The following is a 21,165-nucleotide window of genomic DNA, read 5'->3' on the forward strand; positions in this document are numbered from 1 at the left end:
GTCCATCAGCAGATTCGTCGCTCAGCAGCAGCGCGCGCCCGGATTGGCCTCCGTGTTGCGGTGCCGCATCTTCCAGTAGTCGCGCTCGGACAGCACCGGCTCACCCGGGTGGGTACGTTCGCGGTGCGCGACGTAGCGGCGATAGTGGTTGTCGCCCATCAATGTTGACCAGTACCACCCGATGTGGCGTGCGGCTTGGCGTGTGCTCCGGGCAAGGCGTCCCACTGCTTCTGCACCTCCTTCTCGGCCGTCGTCGGGATCAAGCCGGCCGGTGCGAAGATGCGTGAGGGCATTTCCTCGTCCACCGCCAGCGGCCGGCCGGCCCCTCGCAGCGCTTGCAGTGCCATCACCACCCCCGCGATGAACACGATCAGCACCAGCACCGCGAAGACCACCGACAGGGTGCCCTGGATGAAGGTGTTGCGGATGACCGCGTCGATCTGATCGGAGTTCTTCGCCGCGCCGAATGTCGACTTCCCGGCCTCCTGCGCCGCGACGTACTGTGAATGCTGTTTCCAGTAACCGACTTTCGGATCGGCGGAGAAGATCTTCTGCCAGGATGCCGTCATCGTCACCGTCAGATCCCACAGCAGCGGCAGCCCCGGAATCCAGGCCCACTTCACCAATCCGCGCTTGATCACCACCACGGTGACCACGGTCAGCGCGATCGCCGCCAGCAGCTGATTGGCGATGCCGAACAGCGGGAACAAGGTGTTGATGCCGCCCAGCGGGTCGGTGACGCCCATCAGCAGGATCGAACCCCACGCGGCGACCACGATGACGCTGCAGGCCCAGGCGCCCACCCGCCAGCTGGGATTCTGCAGCTTCTTCAGCGGGCCACCGAGATTGCCAAGTCCGTCCGACAGCATGAACCGTGCGACCCGGGTGCCGGCGTCGACCGTGGTGAGGATGAACAACGCCTCGAACATGATCGCGAAGTGGTACCAGAAGGCCTTCAGGCTTTCCCCGCCGAAGACCTGGTGCAACACCTCGGACATACCGAAGGCCAGAGTCGGCGCGCCGCCGGTGCGCGACACGATCGAATGCTCACCCACGCCGTCGGCCGCGGCAGTGATCTCCTGCGCAGTGATCGGCTGACCCGACAGGCCCAGGCCGTTGACGTAATCGGCCGCGGTCTGCGCGGTGGTGCCGGTGGCCGCCGTCGGCGCGTTGATCGCAAAGTACAGGTGCTGGTTGAGGATGGCAGCGGTGATCAGCGCCATGATCGCGACGAACGACTCGGTGAGCATGCCGCCGTAGCCGATCAGCCGCATCTGGCTTTCCTTCTCCAGCAGCTTGGGCGTGGTGCCCGAGGAGATCAGCGCATGAAAGCCCGACAGCGCACCGCAGGCGATGGTGATGAACAGGAACGGGAACAACGATCCGGCGAACACCGGGCCGGTGCCGCTGGCGGCGAACTGCGAGATCGCGGGTGCCTGCATCACCGGCCGGGCGATCAGGATGCCGACCGCCAGCAGTGCGATCGTGCCGACTTTCATGAACGTCGACAGGTAATCGCGCGGCGCCAGCAGGAACCACACCGGCAACACCGAGGCGGCCAGGCCGTAGATGATGATGCACCACGACAGCGTGACCTTCGAGAGCGTGAACCAGTCGACACCCCATGATGTTTCGGCCACCCAACCGCCGGAGATGACTGCGAGCAGCAGCAGTGCCACGCCGATGAGTGACACCTCGGACACCCGGCCGGGGCGGAAGAAGCGCAGGTACAGGCCCATGAAGATGGCGATCGGGATGGTCATCGCGATCGAGAACACACCCCAGGGGCTTTCCGCCAGTGCGTTGACCACGACCAGCGCCAGCACCGCCAGCAGTATCACCATGATGACCAGTACGCCGACGATGGCGGCGACGCCGCCGACCAGGCCGAGCTCGTCGCGCGCCATCTGACCGAGCGAGCGGCCGCGGCGGCGCACCGAGATGGACAGCACCAGGTAGTCCTGGACACAGCCGGCGACGACGGCGCCGATGATGATCCAGATCGTCCCGGGCAGATAGCCCATCTGCATGGCCAGTACCGGGCCGACCAGCGGACCCGCGCCGGCGATCGCGGCGAAGTGGTGACCGAACAGCACCCGCCGGTCGGTCGGCATGTAGTCCGTACCGTTGTCGAAAAGCTCTGCCGGAGTGGCATTGTCGTCACGAGGCCGGACGATCTTCATCTCGATCAACCGGGCGTAGAACCGGAAGCCGATCACGTACGTGCAGATCGCGGCGATCACGAACCAGACGGCGTTGACGGTTTCGCCGCGGAAGAAGGCGATGACCGCCCACGAGATCGCGCCCAGCACCGCGACGATCGCGAAGATCGCCTTGTGCTTGGCGGTGATGGGCGAGCGGTCGACGATCGCGACCGGCGGAAGGTCCTTGTCGGTGCGGACAAAGGTGACGTCGCCGTCGTGCTCCTCGATGCGATCCGTTGGTGGGGCATCCGGTGTTGCCACGGTCTCTCCTCGCTCACCCAGTGTCATACGCGTCGTGTGTGATCTTTTCATCGAGCCAAACCGCGTGGCATCGAATCCCGGTTTCCGCACCCTAACCAGATGGGCCGGGTCGCGTCAGGCGAGGAATGCGCGCACAGTGTCGATCGTGTCTGCTTCTTGCGGAGTCTTGTCGTCCCGGTAGCGCAAGACCCTGGCGAACCGTAGCGCGACACCGCCCGGATAACGGGTCGACCGCTGGACGCCGTCGAAGGCGATCTCGACGACCTGCTCCGGCCGGACCGTGACAGCCCAGCCGTCGTCGTCGACCTGCAATTCGTGAAACCGTTCGGTCTGCCATGTCAGCATCGCGTCGGTCATGCCCTTGAACGTCTTGCCCAGCATCACGAATTCGCCGGTCTCCGGGTTCCGCGCGCCCAGGTGGATGTTGGAGAGCTTGCCGGTGCGTCGCCCCGACCCCCGCTCGACCGCCAGTACCACCAGATCCAGGGTGTGTACCGGCTTGACCTTGAGCCAGCCGGCGCCACGGCGGCCGGCCTCATACGGTGCCGTCGGCGCTTTCGCCATCACGCCTTCATGACCGGCGGCCAGGGTGCGATCCAGAAACTCCTGCGCCACCGCGGCGTCGGCGGTGACGAGGCGATCGACGCGTCGGTCGGGGGGTACCAGCGCGTCGAGCGCGGACAGCCTCTCTTCGGTGGGCAGATCGAGCAGATCCCGGCCGTCGACGTGCAGAAGATCGAAGAAGAACACCGACAACGGTTCGAGATCGTTCGGGGTCTTGCGGCCGAATCTCGCGGCGGTGACCTGAAAGGGGTGCGGACGGTTGTCCGGGCGCAGCGCGATGGCCTCGGCGTCGGCGATCAGATCGGTGGCCGTCAAGGCCAGTGTCGCCTCCACCACCTCGGGCAGGCGATGGGTGACATCGTCGAGGCTGCGGGTGAACACCGAGACTTCGGATCCCTTGCGGTGGATCTGAACGCGGGCACCATCGAGCTTGGCCTCCAAAATTGCTGTGCCGCCGAGCCGTTCGAGGGCATCGGCCACCCCGGTCGCGGTCTGCGCGAGCATGGGGCCAACCGGGCGACCGACCTGCAGGGCGAACTCGGCAAGCGCGTCGCGGCCGCCGGTCAGGGCCGCGGCGGCCACGGCGGCCAGATCACCGGCGAGCATTGCGGCGCGCCGGACCTCGGCCGCGGGTATGCCCGACGCGCGGGCCACCGCGTCGGCCATCACCCCGGCCAGGGCGCCCTGGCGCAGCTCACCGCCCAGGAGGCGCCGCAGGAAGGTCTGCTCTGCATCGGTGGCAGTGGCGAAAAGCTCGCGGACCGAATCGGCACGCAGGGACTGCGAGCCCTTGCCTGCGATTCTCTTGATCTCGGTGAACGCGGTATCGACGCCGGTGACGGTCAACGTGGGGATCTGCGCAGGTGCCGGCAGTGAGCGCAGCGCCGCCCAGCCGACACCGATCTGGCGTTGGGGGAGTTCTCCCGACAACCAGGACACCGTGACCGCCACCGAGCGGCCGTCTCCCTCGGTGGCGGTTTGGGCCAGCAGGGCCGCGATGCGGTCGATCTTGGCCAGCCGTGCCGGCGTCCCCGCGATATCGGCAGATGCGGCGGCAACCTCGGCGAGCAACACGTGATCAGCGTGCCACGGGGTGTGAACTGTTCGGTGATGTGTGAGTAAACGTGATCGAATGTGTGTTCTACTGAGTGCGTGAAGTTGGCCGAGTGGGCGCGGACGCAGGGTGTGCATCCGCAGACTGCGTATCGGTGGTTCCGGGAGGACCGGATGCCGGTGCCCGCTCGCCGCTTGGACTCGGGGACGATCTGGGTTGATGTGGCCGAAATGTCGGCTGCTGGGCGGGTGGTGGTCTATGCGCGGGTGTCGTCGCATGATCAGCGTGCGGACCTGGACCGGCAGGTCGCGCGCCTGACCCAGTGGGTTACCGCCAACGGGCTTGTGGTGGGCGAGGTGGTGTGCGAGGTCGGGTCCGGGCTGAACGGGAAACGGCCGAAGATCCGGCGGGTTTTGTCTGACCCCTCTGCGAGTGTGGTGGTTGTGGAGCACCGTGACCGGCTGGCCCGTTTCGGAGTCGAGCATCTCGAAGCGGCTTTATCTGCGCAGGGCCGCCGCATCGTGGTGACCGACAAGGGTGAGACCGAAGACGATCTGGTTGGCGACATGATCGAGGTGCTGACCTCGATGTGCGCGCGCCTGTACGGCCGCCGGGGCGCGCGGAACCGGGCGATGCGAGCGGTCACCGCAACCAAGCAGACGCAGACTGCAGCCGATGGCTAGGTTCGAGATTCCCCATGGGTGGACGGCGCAGGCGTACCGGTTCGCGTTGGATCCCACGCCAACGCAGTTGCGGGCGTTGGCCTCTCATGCTGGTGCGGCGCGGTTCGCGCACAATCACATGTTGGTGTTGGTGAAGGCGGTGATGGATCAGCGCTCGGCTGAGCGCAGTTACGGCATCGACGAGGAGCAGTTGACCCCGGTGTTGGGGTGGTCGTTGCCGGCGCTGCGCAAGGTCTGGAATCAGCGCAAGGCCTGGTGTGCGCCGTGGTGGGGCGAGAACTCCAAGGAGGCCTACAACACTGGCCTTGATGGGTTGGCCCGCGGATTGGACGCATGGTCGTCATCGCGGCGTGGCCAGCGCGCCGGCCGGGTAGTCGGGTTTCCCCGGTTCAAAACGGCCCGGACCCCGAAGTCGGTGCGGTTCACGACTGGGGTCATCCGGATCGAGGCCGACCGCCGCCACGTCACCCTGCCGCGGCTGGGCGCGGTCCGCACGCATGAATCGACCCGCAAGTTGGCCCGCCGGATCGAGGCCGGGTCGGCGCGGATCTTGTCGGCCACGGTGCGCCGGGACAGTGCCGGGCGCTGGTATTGCGCGCTGCAGGTGATCGTCGAAGCCAAGTCGCGGCCGGCAGACGCCCGGCAGTCGGTGCATCCGGTGGTCGGTGTTGACGTCGGGGTGAAGGCCGACAGTCTGCTGGTGGTCGCGACCCCGGACGGGATGGAGGTCGAGCGGATCGCGGCACCGAAGTCGTTGAGGGCGGCGCAAGCTCGGTTGCGGGCCTTGCAGCGCCGCGCGGCCCGTCAGCACGGTCCCTACGATCGGGGTAGCCGCACCAAACAGACGCCGTCGAAGCGGTGGCGGGCCACCCAGGCCCGTATCGGCCGCACGCATGCCCATGCCGCGGCGGTGCGCCGCGACGTGCTGCACAAGGCGACGACCACCCTGGCCCAGCAGCACGATGTTGTGGTGGTGGAGACTCTCAACGCTACGGGCATGCGCGCCAAGGGAGGCGCCCGCAAACGGGGCCTGAATCGCGCACTGGCCGACGCCGCGCTGGCGGAGATCCGGCGCATGCTGAGCTACAAATCTCGTTGGTACGGCAGCCATTTGGTGGAGGCCGACCGGTTCTATCCGTCGTCGAAGACGTGTTCGGGATGTGGGAGGCGAAAGCCAAACCTCACCCTGTCCGACCGGGTCTTCGAATGCGGCGACGACGAATGCGGTGTGCGGATCGATCGTGATCTCAACGCCGCGATCAACCTCGCCCGACTCGGCGTACCCGCACACGCGGGTGAACAGAGTCCCGCCGGGAGTGGCCCGGTGGCAGGACGTGGAGCCACGCAGGAGACCGAACCCGCGCCAGCGGGCCACGCAGCAGGCGATGAAACGTCGACCCCGCACCACCGGTCGGTGGACCAGACGGGGACCGCCTCACCGCAAGGCGAGGCTGCCTAATGGCGAGCACTCACAATCGCACACCAAAAGGCAACGGCTCAGACAACCTCCGGCGTTCGGTTGAGCACCTGGGTCAGGACGGCGGCCTGCGACCGAAGATCAGACGCCTGCTCGAGCCGCCCGTTCGCGGTGTATTGATCTGCCGCGCTGAGGCGTTCATCGACCTCGGCCCGAATGAGATCGCGAATCTCGGCATCGCTGAGGATTTTGCGGGCCACTTCCGTCGAGCCCACTCCGGACACCGCACCCGCGATCGGTCCACCGATGCGGGTGTCGGTCTGATCGGCCTGCGGCGTCTCGGCGTTGTCGATGGCGCTCAACGCCGACCGGATCGCGGCGACGCCGGCGGTGTCGCGGGACTTGCGCGCCGACAGCAGGGACTCGCGCAACCGGTCGCGCCAATGCTGTGCAGGTGTCATGGCAGGCGAACATATTCGGTGTCGGTGATTGCGTCGAGGGATTTACGCACGGTCAGCAGCCGCGAGCGGGCGCTGATGACGGGCGAAATGCGGCGTGTCGGGCGACAGACACGCACGCTCGCGGTGCGAAGCGGTGCAGAGGGAGAACCCGAAAGGCTTACGGGAAGGGTTGATGGGATAAGTTGCTTTACGATTTCGGTCATTTTTGGAAAGGAAGCTAGATGGAGATCGAAGGCAAGAAGGCTATCGTCGTCGGCGGCGCGTCGGGCTTCGGCCGGGCCACCGCTGAGGCACTGGCCAAGCGTGGCGCGAGCGTGGCCGTACTGGACCGGCCGCAGTCCAAGGGGCAGGAAGTGGCGGACGCGATCGGCGGGTCGTTCTTCGCCGTCGACGTCACCGACTTCGACGGCACCGAAAAGGTGCTGGAGGAGGCCGTGGCCGCCTTGGGTGGCCTGCACATCATCGTGACCACTGCCGGTGGCGGCATCGGCGAGCGCACCATCAAGAAGGACGGTCCGCACAGCCTGGATTCGTTCCGCTCCACGATCGACCTCAACCTGATCGGCACGTTCAACATCAGCCGGCTCGCGGCCTGGCACATGAGCAAGAACGAGCCCGTCGACGAAGAGGCCGAGGAGCGCGGCGTCATCATCAACACCGCCTCCATCGCGGCGTTCGAGGGCCAGATCGGGCAGGTTGCCTACACGGCGTCGAAGGCCGCCATCGCCGGCATGTGCCTGACCATGGCGAGGGATCTCGGCAGCTTGGGCATCCGGGTGCTGGCCATCGCCCCGAGCCTGTTCGCGACCGGCCTGACCGAGGGCATCCCCGACGAGTTCGCCGCGGTGCTCACCAAGGACGCCGCATTCCCCAAGCGTCTGGGCAAGCCCGAGGAATACGCCAAGCTCGCCGTCGCGATCGCCGAGAACCCGATGCTCAACGGCCAGTGCCTTCGTTTGGACGCCGGTCAGCGCTTCGCGCCCAAGTAGAGTGAATTCCGGCGTGATCGAGGGCGCGCCCCGCGTCAGCGATCACGCCGGAATCCACACCGGGAGGCGTGATGGCGACCATTGCAGACCAAGTCATCTCCGCATTGACATTGAGCGGGGTAAGGCGGGTCTACGGCCTTCCCGGTGACAGCCTCAACGGATTCACCGACGCCATCCGCCGCAGCGGCGAGATCACCTGGCAGCACGTCCGGCACGAAGAGACCGCCGCCTTCGCCGCGGCCGCCGATGCCGCACTGACCGGTCGGCTCGCGGTGTGCGCGGGCAGTTGCGGTCCGGGCAATCTGCACCTGATCAACGGTCTGTACGACGCACAGCGCAGCCGCGTGCCGGTGCTGGCCGTCGCCGCACACATTCCGCGGACCGAGATCGGGTCGGATTACTTCCAGGAAACCCACCCCCAGGACCTTTTTCGCGAGTGCAGCGTCTACTGCGAACTCGTCAGCACCGCCGAGATGCTGCCGCGAATCCTCGAAATGGCCATGCGCGCCGCGATCGAGGAGAACGGCGTTGCCGTCATCGTCGTCCCCGGCGAGATCTTCCTGCAGCGGGCGGGGGAGACCGGCTGGACCACGCGCCCGGTGCGGCCCACTCGATCTGTGGTGCGTCCCGACGACGAGTCGGTGCGCCGGGCTTCCGACATCCTCAACGCCGCCGAGCGGGTGACCATCCTCGGTGGTGCCGGGGTGGCCGGCGCGCACGACGCGCTGATCGAGCTGGCAGCGACGTTGCAGGCCCCGATCGTTCACGCGCTGCGGGGCAAGGAATTCATCGAGTACGACAATCCTTTTGACGTCGGCATGACCGGACTTCTCGGCTTCGCCTCCGGATACAAGGCCATCAAGGAGGCCGACACCCTGCTGATGCTGGGCACCGACTTTCCGTACCAGCAGTTCTATCCCGAGAGCGCCACCGTCATCCAGGTCGATATCCGTGGACGCAATCTCGGCCGTCGCACCCCGATCGACCTCGGCCTGCGCGGAAGCGTCGCCGACACCCTGGCCGCGCTACAGCCGCTGCTGCGTCCCAAGACCGACCGTGAGCACCTTGACCGTTCACTGCGGCACTACCGCAAGACTCGCGGGCAGCTGGACTCGCTGGCCGTCAACGACCGCGACAAGACCCCGATCCGACCGGAATACGTTGCCGCGCTTGCTGACCGGTTGGCTTCCGACAATGCGGTGTTCACCTGTGATGTCGGGTCCCCGGTGGTGTGGGCGGCCCGGTACCTGACGATGAACGGCCGGCGCAGGCTGATCGGGTCGTTCAACCACGGCACCATGGCCAACGCTCTGCCGCATGCGATCGGCGCGCAGACCGCGTTCCCCGACCGGCAGGTGGTCGCGCTGGCCGGTGACGGCGGGCTGACCATGCTCTTCGGTGAGCTGGTGACACTGATCCAGAACAAGCTCCCGGTCAAGGTGATCGTGTTCAACAACTCGTCGCTCAACTTCGTCGAGCTCGAGATGAAGGCGGCGGGCATCGTCACGTTCGGCACCGACCTGGTCAACCCCGATTTCGCCGCGGTGGCCCAGGCCATGGGGGTGTTCGGCCGCCGAGTCACCGAACCGGGTGACCTTGAGCGGGCCCTGACCGACGCTTTCACCTACGACGGTCCCGCCGTCATCGACGTGCACACGGCGCGGCAAGAATTGTCGATACCGCCGGCGATCACAGTTGAGCAGGCAAAGGGCTTCTCGCTCTACGCAATTCGCACCATCCTGGCCGGGCGTGCCGATGAACTTCTGGACCTGGTCACCACCAACGTCGCCCGCCGCATCCTGGACTGACCGCTCAGGCCGGCCGGGGAATCGTGGCCGCCGTGCTCTGGCCCAACCATTGCGGGATGGCGCGGCGGACATCAGCGGAGCCTGACAGCGCGACACTGCCGTCGAGCACCGCTCGGGCCCAGCCGACGTCGCCCCGCCAGATCTCGACCAGCGTGCGCAGGTAGGTCTGCACGGTGCCCGCCACCTCGTGCCCGGGATCGAAATCGCACACATCGGCCTGCCCGTCGCACACGGTGAGCCACCATCGCGACGCCTTGGGCGCCACACCGTCGAGGACGAACGAAACCGTGGTGCGCGAACGCGGCCAGTCGGCGATGGGAATGGTGCGGCGCATGTCCCACATCAGCAGGTGCGGGTCGAGATCCTGCTCGCCCAGTTCACCGATCCACCGCACCCCCCACGACCCGAGCGCGTCGACCACGCCGGCGAGTTCCTGACCGCACGGGGTCAGCGAATAGCTTGTCCGCCCGTCGATCTCCGAACGCTCGATGACCCCGGCCCGAGCCAACGACTTCAGCCGCTTGGACAACAGCGCCGGCGACATCTTCGGCACACCGCGGCGCAGGTCGTTGAAATGCGCGCTGCCCCGCAGCAGTTCCCGGACCACCAGCAGGGTCCAGCGTTCGTCGAGCAATTCCATGGCCTTGGCCACGGGACAGAACTGGCCATACGTCGACATGGCGGTCTTCCTCCCCGGAAAATGCGTGGCTTTCTCAGTACACGCCTGTCAGGGCCCGGAAGCCAGTACAGATCTGGTACTGGAATCCGCACACCGCGTGGGGCGACGATGAAGCCAATCCGCGACAGGAGCCCGTCATGAAGGTCACGACCGCCGCCAATGAGCTTGAGGCCAAACACCGGGCGCTGTGGGCGCTGGGTGACTACGCGGTGATCGCCGCGAACATCGTGCGTCCACTGGGTCTCGTACTGGTCGAGGCCAGCGGCATCGGGCCCGGTGACCGCGTGCTCGACGTCGCTGCCGGGACCGGCAACGTCGCCATCCCGGCCGCCGCGACCGGCGCGCGGGTGACCGCGAGTGACCTGTGCCCGGAGCTGGTCGACCAGGGGCGCCGCCTCGGCGCGGACGCCGGAGTGACGATCGACTGGGCGGAGGCCAACGCCGAGGCGTTGCCCTACGCCGACGATTCCTTCGATGCGGTGCTCTCCTGTATCGGGGTGATGTTCGCTCCGCATCACCAGCAGGCCGCTGACGAACTCCTCCGGGTGACCCGTCCGGGCGGGCGGATCGGCCTGATCTCCTGGACACCAGAGGGTTTCATCGGCCAGTTGTTCGCCACCATGAAGCCGTATGTACCCGCGCCGCCACCCGGGGTGTCCCCGCCGCCGCGCTGGGGCGACGAGGAGTACCTGCGCACCCTGCTGGGTGATCGGGTCGGCGAATTGACCTGTGAGCGCCGGGAACTGGACGTCGAAGCCTATGCCGACGGAGCCGCGTTCCGCGACTACTTCAAGGCCAACTACGGGCCCACGATCTCGGCCTACCGGGCCATCGCCGCCGATGCCGATCGGGTCGCGGAACTGGACGCGGAGATCGCTGCGCTCGCTGACCGGTTCCTCACCGGTTCCACGATGTCGTGGGAATACCTGTTGTCAGCGGCGAACGTGCACTGATCCGGAAGGACAGCTGGCACCATGGCCTCATGCCCGACGATGCACCGGAATTGCCCACTCTCAGCGCCGCCGATCAGGACGCCATAGCACGCTGGCTGCGTGAGCAGCGGATCGGAACGACACTGACCGACGTGGCGCCGCTGACCGGCGGGACGCAGAACATCGTGGTGGGCATGAGCGTCGACGGACGTCGAATGGTGCTGCGGCGCCCACCTTTACACCCCCGGCCGACCAGCGACAAGACGATGCTGCGGGAGATCGCGGTGCTGCGCACCTTGGCGGGCTCGGCGGTACCGCATCCGGGTTTCATCGCCGCTTGCACCGATCTCGACGTGATCGGCGTGGTGTTCTACCTGATGGAGGAGGTCGACGGGTTCAACCCCGGCACCGACGTGAGCCAGGCCTACCGGGACGATGCCGACCTGCGCTACCGCGTCGGGCCGTCCTATGCGGGGAGCCTCGCGGAACTGGGCAACGTCGCCTGGGAGAACAGTGAACTCGCCGCCATCCGCCGGCCGGGATCCTTTCTGGCCCGCCAGGTTCCGCAGTTCCTCGGGCTGCTCGACAGCTACCGCCACGAGCAGTATTCACCCGAGTCGTTGACGGGGGTGGGGGATTTGGCGCAGTGGCTGGAGGACAACCGCCCACCCGACGCCGAACCCGGCATCATGCACGGCGACGCGCACCTCAACAACGTCCTCTTGCGCAGGGACACTCCCGAACTGGCCGCGTTCATCGACTGGGAGATGTGCACGATCGGCGACCCGCTGCTCGACCTCGGGTGGATGCTCGTCTGTTGGCCCGACGACCCCAATCCGATCAACGCGGGGTCGGCACTGGCCGCCCTCGGTGATCTGGCCCACCGCAGTGAACTGATCGAGGCGTACCGCGCCGCGGGAGGCCGCCAGACCGACCGACTGGATTGGTATGTGGCGCTGGCCTGCTTCAAACTCGGGATCGTCATCGAGGGCACCTGGTCGCGATACCTGGCCGGGCGGGCCAGCCGCGATGCCGGCGAGCAGTTACATGCCTCGGCGGAGAACCTCCTCGCGCTGGGGACGCGGGTCGCCAAGGGGGACAATCCCTTCAGCTGATTGCCGAGCAGACACAAACCTGCCCATTTTCACGGGAAAAGGGGCAGGTTTGGTGGGGGCCCCTCCCGCTTGCGGGGGACTGTTCGTGGGGAAATTAGTAGGTGTCGATCGCGAGCTTGACGGCGAGGGCCACACCGGCCACGCCGATGAGGACCTGCAGCGGCTTGGCGGGGGCGTGTCGCACCACGATCGGACCCAGCCGGGAGCCGATCAGGCAGCCGGCACCCAACGGCACCACCGCAGGCCAGTACACCGGGGCGACCGCGATGAATGCGACGGCGGCCACCGCATTGGCCACCCCGAGGATCACGTTCTTGGAAGCGTTGGCATGCGCCAGCGTCGCACCGCCGGTACGCAACAGCAGGGCCAGCAGCAGCACCCCGGCGGCAGCACCGAAATACCCGCCGTAGATGGTGATCAGGAAGATCGACCCTGCCTCCATGGCGACCTTGATCCGATGCTCGCGGTGATCGACCACCCGGGTCTCCCGCAGGCGGCCACGCGGTAGCAGGATCGCCACCGACGCGAACGCCAGCAGGAGCGGGACGACCTTCTCGAAACCCTCGGCCGGGGTACACAGCAGCAGTGCGGCGCCGACGGCCCCGCCGGCAACGGCGACCGGGATGATCCGTTTGATCCATGCACCCTGCCCGGCGAGCTCGGGCCGGGACCCGAGCACCGAGCCGATGCCGTTGAACACCAACGCCACGGTGTTGGTGACATTCGCGGTGACCGGGGGTAGACCGACCAACAGCAGTGCGGGATAGGTGGCGACCGAGGCCAGTCCGGCGATGCTGCCGGTGAGTCCGCCGGCGATCCCGGCCACGACAAGCAGGACGACCTCACCGACGCTCATGAGGCTCCCACGTGGCTGAGACTACGGCGAAAGTGTTTGCGTGACCGGTCCGGCTGCGTCTAGCATCGCCAACGTGCCAAGGCGACTTGTAGTAGCAACCCGCAGCGGGGTCTGATCAGACCGACCCCCCGCTGTGGGTCGTTCGCTACTTCGTCGGTCACCTCCTCTGAGCAAGAGAAGACCGGCGCATGCACATCACTTCATCAGCCCAGCAATCGGACATGGCACCGACGTTCGCGGCCCATTTCTCCAACCCTCTGCCGCGCGGCCTGCGACAGGCCGGCGAGGCCGCCTCCTGGGAACAGTTCCTGGCCGAATACACGGCCGGCCCGGGTGCGTTGAAGCTAGGTCAGTGGACCTGCACCGATACGCAGCGTTCAGCGGGCAGGTTGGGGCCGCAGGCGCGCCACTACCAGGCCACGCTGGCTTTGGGCGACACCATTAGCACGTTGACCGTGTCCGCGAGCGGACCCGTCGCCGCACTGACCGAAATGCTGTACGCGCGCGGGATCACCGTTGAAACCAGATCGTTTCATCAGCTGCCCACCGGCGGCCGGACCGCGACTTTCATCGAAGGCAGCGACGGCCTGCACAGCGAGTGGGCCATGGGCCTGGCCGATGATCCTGAGCAGTCGGCCCTGCATGCGGTGATCGCGTGCGCCAACCGGCTGATGATGGCCTGAGTCTCGGCGCTTCGCGGCTAGTGCAGGGGCCGCAGCACGATGGGCATGCCGTCGATCGGCACCGGCATGCCGCCGTAGTCATAGTGCGGGCGGTAACCGGGATGCGTCAGCTCGAGGCGGTAGCGGCGCAGCAGTCGGTGCATCACGGTCTTGATCTCCAGCTGGCCGAACACCATGCCGATGCACTTGTGCGCGCCACCGCCGAACGGGGCGAACGCATAACGGTGCTTCTTGTGCTCGTTGCGCGGTTCGGCGAACCGTGCAGGATCGAACTTCTCCGGATCGGTCCACAGCTCCGGTAGCCGATGGTTGATCGACGGCCATGTCATGACGTTGGTGCCGGCAGGGAGGTAGAAACCCAACAAGTCGGTGTCGCGCACGGTCTGGCGGAAATTGAACGGCAGCGGGGTCTGCATCCGCAACGCCTCGTTCATCACCAGATCGTAGGTTTCCAGCTTCTCCAGTGCCTCGATGTCCAGCGGGCCGTCACCGATCCGCTCGGACTCCTCACGGCAGCGCTCCTGCCATTCCGGGTTGGCCGCCAGGTGGTAGGCCATCGTGGTCAGCGTCGACGTGGTGGTGTCGTGGGCCGCCATCATCAGGAAAATCATGTGGCTGACGATGTCGTCGTCGGTGAACCGCTGACCGTCCTCGTCCTCGGCGTGACACAGCACGCTGAACATGTCGGTCGCCTGCGAGGCGCGCTTCTCGACGATCCGGCTGTTGAAATAGTTCTCCAGCGTCTCGCGCGCCTTCACCCCCCGCCACCAGCTCAGCGGCGGCACCGGCTTGCGCACTATCGCGTTGCCGGCCCGCGTGGTGGTGGTGAAGGCTTGATTGACCGTAGTGACCAGGGCGCGGTCGGTACCCGCTGGAACACCCATGAACACCTCGGACGCGATGTCGAGCGTGAGTTCCTTGACTGCGGGGTAGAAGAGGAAGCGCTTGTCGTTGGCCACCCAGTCGTTGGCCAGCACTTGGCTGGCGACAGCGTCGATGTGACCCACGTATCCCGTGAGCCGGCTGCGGGTGAAGGCCTCCTGCATGATCCGGCGGTGGAACATGTGGTCATCGAAGTCGCGCAGCATCAGGCCGCCTTCGAAGAACGGCCCGATCACCGGATCCCACGCCCGCTGGGAGTAGTCCTTGTTCCGGTTCGAGAACACGGCCTGCGTGGCATCCGGACCCAATGCCAGCACTGCGGGAAGCACCGGCGAGAACATGTAGTGCACCGGGCCGTACTCGCGATACAGATGCAGGATGAAGTCCGGCCCGCCGCGGAACATCTCGATCATGTGCCCGAACACCGGCAGCCCGCCGTCGCCCATCACCGTCTTGAGGCCGCTCGCCGGGGGCGCAGGTGCCAACGGGAACTGGTTCCACTGGCGTGCCAGCAGCCGCTTCTCGACCGCTCCCATTCCGGGGATGGTCACCGGGGTCGGGGTCAACCGGCGCTTGGCCTGATCGAGCAGGTAATGCGGGGTGCTGATGGTTGTCATGGGCCGCTCCTGACCAACAAAGTCCGACGAAGTGTGGTCGATGTCACCACTTGAGGCCATCCTGACTGTCAGACTTGACGCATGTCAAGTTTTGAACTGGCGCGTCGTGGATGCAAAGGTCTAATGCCATGACCGCCGAATCGATACCCGGGAGTAGCAACGGCTCGACCGGGCGTCCGCAGGCCCGTCGCAGTCGGGGTGACCGGCAACGCGAGGCCATCGTGGCGGCCGTGCGGGACCTGCTCGAAGAGCATTCGTTCGCCGACCTGTCGGTGAGCACCATCAGCGAACGCGCCGGGGTGGCCCGCTCGGGCTTCTACTTCTACTTCGATTCGAAGTACGCGGTGCTGGCCGTCATCGTGTCCGACGTCATGGAACAACTCGCCGCGTTGACGCACAACTACGCGCCCCGGGATTCCGGTGAAACACCCGCGGCCTTCGCCAAACGGATGGTCGGCAGTGCGGCCACCGTCTTCGCCACCAACGACCCGATCATGTCGGCCTGCACCGTCGCGCAGAACACCGACGCCCAGATCCGGGAAATCATGAACGACTACGAGGATGCCGTGATCGGCCAGATCGTCGGCCTCGTCGAACAGGACCAGGGCGCCCGCCCGATCTCAGACGACCTGCCCGCGCTGGTGCGCACCCTGGTCGCGACGACGGCGATGACGCTGTCGCACGATTCGGGCTTCGTCGGGCGCGGCACCGATCCGGCACGTGCACTCGACGTGGTGGAGCGGCTGTGGCTCAACGCACTGTGGGGCGGCCAGGACCTCTAGCGTCACAGGTAAGGTCACCGCTATGGGGAGTGATACCGCGGGTAACGGTCGGGCGAGTCTGGTGGAGCACTTCCAGGGAAAAAGGTGTCTGATCACGGGTGCGGCCAGCGGGATCGGGCGCGCCACTGCCCTTGCGCTCGCGGCGCAGGGTGCTGAGCTGTATCTGACCGACCGGGACGAAGTGGGACTGGCACAGACGGTTGCTGACGCCAAGGCGCTCGGCGCCGACGTTCCCGCGCACCGGGCGCTGGACATCTCCGACTATGACCAGGTGGCGGCCTTCGCCGCCGACGTCCACGCGGCACATTCGTCGATGGACGTGGTGATGAACATCGCCGGGGTGTCGGCCTGGGGGACCGTCGACCAACTGACCCACCAACACTGGCGCTCGATGATCGACGTCAACCTGATGGGCCCGATCCACGTGATCGAGACTTTCCTGCCGCCGATGGTGCAGGCCCGCCGCGGCGGGCACCTGGTGAACGTGTCGTCGGCCGCCGGCATCGTGGCATTGCCCTGGCACAGCGCCTACAGCGCCAGCAAGTACGGGCTGCGCGGACTGAGTGAAGTGCTGCGTTTCGACCTGGCGCGCCATCGCATCGGGGTCTCGGTGGTGGTGCCGGGCGCGGTGAAAACCGGTCTGGTGCAGACGGTTCAGATCGCCGGTGTCGACCGGGACGATCCGAACGTGCAGAAGTGGGTCGACAGGTTCGCCGGTCACGCCATCTCGCCGGAGAAGGCCGCCGACAAGATCCTGGCCGGGATGCGCCGCAACCGCTTCCTGATCTACACCTCAAGCGACATCCGTGCGTTGTATGCCTTCAAGCGGGTGGCGTGGTGGCCCTACAGTGTGGCCATGCGCCAGGTCAACGTGCTGTTCAGCCGGGCGTTACGGCCGAAATCCGTGCAGCGCTAGCGTTTTCCCCAGTGCCATGAGGGCGTGTTGAGCATGCCGAACCCCTCCACCTGCGTCTCGCCCCATTGCTTGAAGAGCTCGACCTCGATCGCGGTACCGCGCTGCTCGTCGGCTGCCGGGGTGGTCTCCAGGAAGTCCAGCAATGCACGCGAATGCGTCACCACCAGTACCTGGGACTGCTTGGCGGCCGTGCGGATCAGGGATGCCAGCGGCCGGACCAAATCGGGGTGCAACGAGGTCTCCGGCTCGTTGAGCACCATGAGTGACGGCGGACGCGGGCTGGCCAGTGCCGTTGCCCAGAGTAGGAAACGCAGTGTGCCATCGGACAATTCGGCGGCCCGTAACGGTCGTAGCATGCCGCGCTGGCGCAACTGCAGATCGAAAAGACCGTCGTTGACCGCCACCGAGATGGAGGCGCCGTCAAACGCGTCGGCCACCGCGCGTTGCAGATCGTCGACGGTCGTTTCGATGACCGTCTGCACCGCCGCAGCCAGATCGGAGCCGTCATCGGAGAGCACCGGGGTACGGGTTCCGACATGGGGCCGGCGGGCAGGTGCACCGGCGTCGACCCGGAACCCGTCGTAGAACCGCCAGTCGCGTAGCCGGTCGGAGACCGCGGAGAGTTCCGGAAGGGCGTCCGGGTGGGCGTACTCGGCGAGCACGCTGCGGTAGGAGGGCAGCGAACGGGTCACCTCGTCGAAACCCCGGCCGGATTGCGACGCGACCTCGGCGTATTCGCGGGTGCGACGCACCAGTGTCGACGCCGGGCGCAGCACCGGTCCGGCGAACACCACCTCCCGTTTGATCTCGGGGTCATGGGTGAATGCCGACGGCTCGCCTCCGGACCCGGCCATCTGCGGCAGGCCGAGGTCCACCAGGTAGCCGAAATCGTCTGCGGCGAAGCCGAGTTCGAGAGATACCGGGCGGGTCCGGACGGTGCCCTGAGTCCGCTCGTTCGGCTGTTCGGGCCCCGCCCACAAAACCGACTGCAGACCGCCCTCGCGTGCCAGTGAGCCGATCACCTGGCCGCGCCCGCAGTCCGCCAGCAGCCGAAGTGCGCGGTAGATCGACGACTTGCCGGAGCCGTTGGCCCCGGTGACCACGGTGAGCTCGGCCAACGGCAGGATCACCTCCCGTAGCGAGCGGTAACCCCGGATCGCGATGGTCTGCAGCATGCGTCGAGGTTATTGGTGTGCTGTGACAGTCGCGGCGGCGGGAACGTCGTCCATCGAGAGCTCCAGACGGATCCCGAGCAGTCGGATCGGCCGGTCCAGGTCGAACTGATCGAACACGGCCAGCGCGGTCTCGGTGATGACTTCCGCGTCGATGCTCGGTGAACTCAGCTTGCGGATCTTGGTGCGGGTGTAGAAGGTGCTGGTGCGCACCGTGACCGCCACCCGGGTGACGATGCGACCCTGTTCGACCACCTCGTCGAGGGTCCGCCGGGTCAGTTCGCGGATCGCGTCGTCCATCTCGCTGCGGTCGGTGAGGTCCTGGGCGAAGGTGACGACGTGACTGCGTGAGCGCGGAATCCAGGGCTCGGAGCTCACCTCGGTGTCGCCGCCGCCCTTGGCCAGCAACAGGATCCACAGCCCGGTACTCGGTCCGAAAGCCGAAGTGAGCACGGTGGCATCGGTGGCGGCCAGATCGGCGACCGTGGTGATGCCCAGCATGGCAAGCTTTTTGGTGGTCTTGGGTCCGACGCCCCACAGCGCATCGGTCGGACGGTCACCCATCACCGACATCCAATTGGTCTCGGTGAGCAGGTAGACACCCGCTGGCTTGGCCAGTCCGGTCGCGACCTTGGCGCGCTGTTTGTTGTCGCTGATGCCCACCGAGCACGACAGCCCGGTCTCGGCGGCGATCACCGCGCGGATGCGTTCGGCCAACTCGACCGGATCGTCCACCTCCGCACCCAGGTAGGCCTCGTCCCAGCCCCAGACCTCCAGCGGGTGGCCGAGATCGCGCAGCAGACTCATCACCTGTTCGGAAGCCTCGTCGTAGGCGTCCGGGTCCGAAGGGAGGAACGTGGCGTCCGGGCATTTGCGTGCGGCCGTGCGCAGCGGCATCCCGGCGTGCACCCCGAACTCGCGCGCCTCGTATGACGCGCAGGTGACCACCTTGCGCGGTTCGGTGGGATCACCGCTGCCGCCGACGATGACGGGCAGGCCCTGCAGTTCAGGGTGGCGCCGCAACTCGACCGAGGCCAGGAACTGATCCAGGTCGACATGTAGCACCCAGGCGGTCATGGCGCTAGTGGCCGCACAACTTGCGTGCGGTGTCCTGCCATGCGGAGGCGAGGTCGTCGAGGCGCCGGCCGAGGGACAGTTGGTGGGCGACATAGTCGGGGTCGAGCAGAGCAATCAGGGCATCGGCCTGTGCATCGAGATCGCCGGTGGTGCCGGCAGTTTCGAGCAGCATCCGGACATGCGTGCGGTGCAGGGTGAACGGGCCGGTGTAGCGCAGAGCGGAATCCCGGATGGCATCGGACAGCAGCGCCTGGTGGCAGTGCACGAACCTGAGCCGGTCCGCGCCGTAGGCCAGCAGCCGTTCCAGCGGCGGCGCCCCGGGGCCCAGCGGGGGTGGGCCGAACATGAAGGCGTCCTGTTCGGCGGTCTCGTCCTCGTCGAGCAGCACCATCATCAGTCCGGCACGGCTACCGAATCTTCGGAACAAAGTTCCCTTGCCGACGCCGGCCTCGACCGCGATATCGTCGGTGCTGACCGCGTCGGGGCCGCGTTCGGCGACGAGCCGACGTGCAGCGTCGAGGATCAGGGCGCGGTTCCGGGCGGCGTCAACACGGCCTGGGCCGCGTTCTGGTGGCGCCGGGTCGATGCCCGCGAGCCGGGGCGGGCGGTCGGAGGCTGCCACAACTGCACTTTAACTCAGGTGGAATTAATCGGACCACAGTCCGGTTGACTGTTGCGAGAATCGGGCGAGTCGAACAAGGAGCGTGAATATGGCCGAAGTCAAGGTGCTGGTGTTGGTGGGAAGCTTGCGGGCGGCGTCGATCAACCGTCAACTCGCCGAGTTGGCGGTAGAGCAGGCGCCCGACGGGGTAGAGCTGAAGATCTTCGATCGGCTGGGGGAGCTGCCCTTCTATAACGAGGACATCGACACCGCGGACGTGGCCGAACCCGTGGTGGCACTGCGGGCGGCGGCCGGCGAGGCCGATGCCGCACTCGTGGTCACTCCCGAATACAACGGAAGCATCCCGGGGGTGTTGAAGAACGCCATCGATTGGCTGTCGCGGCCGTTCGGCAATGGCGCGCTCAAGGGCAAGCCGCTGGCGGTGGTCGGGGCGGCGCTCGGGCAGTACGGCGGCGTGTGGGCGCACGACGAGACGCGGAAATCATTCGGCATCGCCGGACCCCGCGTGGTCGAGGATCTGACGCTTTCGGTGCCGGCCAAGTCGCTCGACGGCAAGCATCCGAGGGAGAACGCCGAGGTGGCCGAGGCTCTGCGTGACATTGTGGGCAAGCTCACAGTCGAGGTCGACTGAGGGGTCGTCTTCGCGTTTTGCCGTTTGCGCCGCTTTCCGGCAAAATCTTGCCGCCGGCTGGGTCGTCCTGACCCGGCCGGCGGCTTTGCTATTGGGGGGTCCGCCGGTGTCCGTGGGGCCACCTTGTCGGTGGCTGCTGGTACATCTAGAGGCGCGGCGCGACACGGTCTGTCAAGTCGGGCACGACACGCCGTCGGTGTGGTTGCTGGCAAGCTTACGACCTGGGAATTTCAGAAATGTTATTCAGAACATGTTGTATGACTTCGAACTGTCGGCCACTAGGTGTAGTGTCTGTGAGACCGACAGGCCACCACAGTTCGGGAGCCGGCCGGAGCGTAGCGAATCCGGCCGAGTCGGTTTCAAGACCAGCCGGAGAGCGGCTTCGACCGGCAGGAATTTTGGCGGCCCGGCGGTCGCTGAACTTAAGCGAAACGTAAGACCCGATCAGTTGCCAGTCACCTGTCTAGTTTTTTCACTTTCCGCAAGAGGAGCCGTACCGAAGATGACCGTCACCGTGTACACCAAGCCCGCATGCGTGCAGTGCAACGCCACCTACAAGGCGTTGGAAAAGCAGGGCATCGCCTTCGAGAAGGTCGACATCACCCTCGACAGCGAGGCCCGTGACTACGTCATGGCGCTCGGCTACCTGCAGGCCCCGGTCGTGGTGGCCGGCAACGACCACTGGTCAGGCTTCCGTCCCGATCGGATCAAGGCGCTGAGCACGGTCGCGGCGACGGCGTAACGAAAGGCATCACCACCA

Annotated in this window: 21 protein-coding genes; 11 read left to right on the forward strand and 10 right to left on the reverse strand. The window is 66.5% G+C overall.

Annotated features, from left to right (window positions below; genetic code table 11):
- Window positions 1-21 precede the first annotated feature (21 nt).
- The 3 genes from ACZY08_RS13670 to ACZY08_RS13680 all read right to left on the reverse strand — a co-directional run bounded on the left by ACZY08_RS13670 (window position 22) and on the right by ACZY08_RS13680 (window position 4,103).
- On the reverse strand, window positions 22-159 hold the full coding sequence (locus ACZY08_RS13670; RefSeq protein WP_216615863.1) for a CstA-like transporter-associated (seleno)protein: 138 nt from the start codon (window positions 157-159) through the stop codon (window positions 22-24).
- The gene (locus tag ACZY08_RS13675) at window positions 159-2,465 is read right to left on the reverse strand and encodes a carbon starvation CstA family protein (RefSeq protein WP_463744343.1); all 2,307 of its coding nucleotides are present in this window, start codon (window positions 2,463-2,465) and stop codon (window positions 159-161) included. The genes ACZY08_RS13670 and ACZY08_RS13675 overlap by 1 nt, the downstream gene beginning before the upstream one ends.
- A 114-nt stretch (window positions 2,466-2,579) precedes the next feature.
- Window positions 2,580-4,103, reverse strand: a complete 1,524-nt coding sequence (locus ACZY08_RS13680) for an ATP-dependent DNA ligase (protein ID WP_463744342.1) — start codon at window positions 4,101-4,103, stop codon at window positions 2,580-2,582.
- Between the two features lie 78 nt (window positions 4,104-4,181).
- On the opposite strand from ACZY08_RS13680, the gene ACZY08_RS13685 reads away from it, so the two are divergent.
- Window positions 4,182-4,766: an IS607 family transposase gene (locus ACZY08_RS13685; protein WP_463744341.1), complete on the forward strand. Its 585-nt coding sequence runs from the start codon at window positions 4,182-4,184 to the stop codon at window positions 4,764-4,766.
- On the forward strand, window positions 4,759-6,225 hold the full coding sequence (tnpB, locus tag ACZY08_RS13690; protein ID WP_463744340.1) for an IS607 family element RNA-guided endonuclease TnpB: 1,467 nt from the start codon (window positions 4,759-4,761) through the stop codon (window positions 6,223-6,225). The genes ACZY08_RS13685 and tnpB overlap by 8 nt, the downstream gene beginning before the upstream one ends.
- A gap of 38 nt (window positions 6,226-6,263) precedes the next feature.
- Here tnpB and ACZY08_RS13695 read toward each other — a convergent pair whose 3' ends face one another.
- A complete protein-coding gene (locus tag ACZY08_RS13695; protein WP_463744339.1) occupies window positions 6,264-6,644 on the reverse strand; it encodes a GatB/YqeY domain-containing protein in 381 nt (126 codons plus the stop codon).
- 221 nt (window positions 6,645-6,865) lie between these two features.
- Here ACZY08_RS13695 and ACZY08_RS13700 point away from each other — a divergent pair, with 221 nt between their 5' ends.
- Window positions 6,866-7,633 carry an SDR family NAD(P)-dependent oxidoreductase gene (locus tag ACZY08_RS13700; RefSeq protein WP_055112536.1) on the forward strand — a complete coding sequence of 256 codons (768 nt, stop codon included), beginning with the start codon at window positions 6,866-6,868 and terminating at the stop codon, window positions 7,631-7,633.
- 71 nt (window positions 7,634-7,704) lie between these two features.
- Window positions 7,705-9,441, forward strand: coding sequence for a ubiquinone-dependent pyruvate dehydrogenase (gene poxB / locus ACZY08_RS13705; protein ID WP_463744338.1), 1,737 nt, complete (start codon window positions 7,705-7,707; stop codon window positions 9,439-9,441).
- A 4-nt stretch (window positions 9,442-9,445) separates the two neighbouring features.
- On the opposite strand, the gene ACZY08_RS13710 is transcribed toward poxB, so the two are convergent.
- Window positions 9,446-10,120, reverse strand: a complete 675-nt coding sequence (locus ACZY08_RS13710; RefSeq protein WP_463744337.1) for a winged helix-turn-helix transcriptional regulator — start codon at window positions 10,118-10,120, stop codon at window positions 9,446-9,448.
- A 137-nt stretch (window positions 10,121-10,257) separates the two neighbouring features.
- Here ACZY08_RS13710 and ACZY08_RS13715 point away from each other — a divergent pair, with 137 nt between their 5' ends.
- Window positions 10,258-11,073, forward strand: coding sequence for a class I SAM-dependent methyltransferase (locus ACZY08_RS13715; protein WP_463744336.1), 816 nt, complete (start codon window positions 10,258-10,260; stop codon window positions 11,071-11,073).
- A 29-nt stretch (window positions 11,074-11,102) separates the two neighbouring features.
- The gene (locus ACZY08_RS13720) at window positions 11,103-12,167 is read left to right on the forward strand and encodes a phosphotransferase family protein (RefSeq protein ID WP_463744335.1); all 1,065 of its coding nucleotides are present in this window, start codon (window positions 11,103-11,105) and stop codon (window positions 12,165-12,167) included.
- 94 nt (window positions 12,168-12,261) lie between these two features.
- On the opposite strand, the gene ACZY08_RS13725 is transcribed toward ACZY08_RS13720, so the two are convergent.
- Window positions 12,262-13,023 (reverse strand): sulfite exporter TauE/SafE family protein, encoded by a 762-nt coding sequence (locus tag ACZY08_RS13725; RefSeq protein WP_463744334.1) that lies wholly within the window; start codon window positions 13,021-13,023, stop codon window positions 12,262-12,264.
- A 221-nt stretch (window positions 13,024-13,244) separates the two neighbouring features.
- On the opposite strand from ACZY08_RS13725, the gene ACZY08_RS13730 reads away from it, so the two are divergent.
- A complete protein-coding gene (locus ACZY08_RS13730) occupies window positions 13,245-13,706 on the forward strand; it encodes a homocitrate synthase (RefSeq protein WP_463744333.1) in 462 nt (153 codons plus the stop codon).
- A gap of 17 nt (window positions 13,707-13,723) precedes the next feature.
- Here ACZY08_RS13730 and ACZY08_RS13735 read toward each other — a convergent pair whose 3' ends face one another.
- The gene (locus ACZY08_RS13735) at window positions 13,724-15,205 is read right to left on the reverse strand and encodes a cytochrome P450 (protein WP_463744332.1); all 1,482 of its coding nucleotides are present in this window, start codon (window positions 15,203-15,205) and stop codon (window positions 13,724-13,726) included.
- Window positions 15,206-15,333: 128 nt separating this feature from the next.
- Here ACZY08_RS13735 and ACZY08_RS13740 point away from each other — a divergent pair, with 128 nt between their 5' ends.
- Both ACZY08_RS13740 and ACZY08_RS13745 read left to right on the forward strand, forming a co-directional pair.
- A complete protein-coding gene (locus tag ACZY08_RS13740; protein WP_463744331.1) occupies window positions 15,334-15,987 on the forward strand; it encodes a TetR/AcrR family transcriptional regulator in 654 nt (217 codons plus the stop codon).
- Between the two features lie 22 nt (window positions 15,988-16,009).
- The gene (locus ACZY08_RS13745) at window positions 16,010-16,903 is read left to right on the forward strand and encodes an SDR family oxidoreductase (protein WP_463744330.1); all 894 of its coding nucleotides are present in this window, start codon (window positions 16,010-16,012) and stop codon (window positions 16,901-16,903) included.
- Here the strand turns inward: ACZY08_RS13745 and ACZY08_RS13750 are convergent.
- From ACZY08_RS13750 to ACZY08_RS13760, 3 genes are read right to left on the reverse strand one after another with little or no spacing between them, the layout of a single operon-like run.
- Window positions 16,900-18,078 carry an AAA family ATPase gene (locus tag ACZY08_RS13750; RefSeq protein WP_463744329.1) on the reverse strand — a complete coding sequence of 393 codons (1,179 nt, stop codon included), beginning with the start codon at window positions 18,076-18,078 and terminating at the stop codon, window positions 16,900-16,902. The genes ACZY08_RS13745 and ACZY08_RS13750 overlap by 4 nt on opposite strands.
- Window positions 18,079-18,087: 9 nt before the next feature.
- Window positions 18,088-19,152, reverse strand: coding sequence for a DNA polymerase IV (locus ACZY08_RS13755; RefSeq protein WP_463744328.1), 1,065 nt, complete (start codon window positions 19,150-19,152; stop codon window positions 18,088-18,090).
- Window positions 19,153-19,156: 4 nt separating this feature from the next.
- Window positions 19,157-19,774: a TetR/AcrR family transcriptional regulator gene (locus ACZY08_RS13760; RefSeq protein ID WP_463744327.1), complete on the reverse strand. Its 618-nt coding sequence runs from the start codon at window positions 19,772-19,774 to the stop codon at window positions 19,157-19,159.
- An 88-nt stretch (window positions 19,775-19,862) separates the two neighbouring features.
- Here ACZY08_RS13760 and ACZY08_RS13765 point away from each other — a divergent pair, with 88 nt between their 5' ends.
- Window positions 19,863-20,405: an NADPH-dependent FMN reductase gene (locus ACZY08_RS13765; RefSeq protein WP_463744326.1), complete on the forward strand. Its 543-nt coding sequence runs from the start codon at window positions 19,863-19,865 to the stop codon at window positions 20,403-20,405.
- Between the two features lie 502 nt (window positions 20,406-20,907).
- A complete protein-coding gene (locus ACZY08_RS13770) occupies window positions 20,908-21,147 on the forward strand; it encodes a redoxin NrdH (RefSeq protein WP_166903969.1) in 240 nt (79 codons plus the stop codon).
- Window positions 21,148-21,165: the final 18 nt, after the last annotated feature.

This window comes from Mycobacterium sp. IDUB_9, from assembly GCF_055419505.1.